Consider the following 757-nt stretch of genomic DNA (forward strand, 5'->3'; position numbering starts at 1 on the left):
GTCCATTCATTAGGTTCTTCATCGGCGACGTAGACAACGAATTCAGCTTGCGCCTCCAGTTCGTTCAACCAGTTAAGGACCGGCCGGTCGTCGATCGGACGACCTGCGAACTTCGCGTGGACGTCAAGCCGGGAAACGAACTGAGCGCGCGTGACCGCGCCGAACGCTTGCTGTAGGTGCCCGATGAAAACCGGTGAGATGCGACTTCCGCCGGCTGCAGTGATGGCAAGCGTTCGGATCTTGGCAGGTTTCTGGAGACGTGACAAAATCGCAGATTGCGTGGCGAACCGGCGCGCCAGAGATATTGTGACCGCCTCTCTCAGGTTCGGCAAAGCCTCGGCCGCCTTCTCGAAATGATTACGACAGATTTCAAGGACGATCGAATCGCGCGCTGCAAGGACAGTGGCCGTACGGGGCAGCCCTGCAAAGAAACCAATTTCGCCGACTAGTTCGCCCTGTGCGATCTCGGCGACCGAGCCAATCGGATCTCCTTTGTGTACCGTAAAGCGACCGGACAGCACGACAAAGAACCTGTCCGATGGATCGCCTTCGCGAACCAGGACCTCACCGCGTCTCAGGACCCGACGGTCGGATTCGGCAGCCAAAGCCTCGAGCGCCAGCAACGACGCCCGATCGAACATCAATGTCGCCGACAATAATCTCGCGGCGAGAGAATCGACGGAGGACATTTGAGCCATCCCAGGGACGCATTCGCTCCGGTAATTGTATCCCGTACCGCTGGTGTTTGCAGCGTCGC

At 58.7% G+C, this 757-nt stretch carries 1 protein-coding gene; it reads right to left on the reverse strand.

What is annotated here, in order from left to right:
• Positions 1 to 689: cyclic nucleotide-binding domain-containing protein (locus AU465_RS32980; protein ID WP_192257183.1), on the reverse strand; the 689-nt coding region annotated here is incomplete at its 3' end.
• Positions 690 to 757 lie beyond the last annotated feature (68 nt).

Origin of the sequence: Mesorhizobium silamurunense (assembly GCF_014843905.1) — a bacterium.
GTDB classification, from domain to species: Bacteria; Pseudomonadota; Alphaproteobacteria; order Rhizobiales; family Rhizobiaceae; genus Mesorhizobium; species Mesorhizobium silamurunense.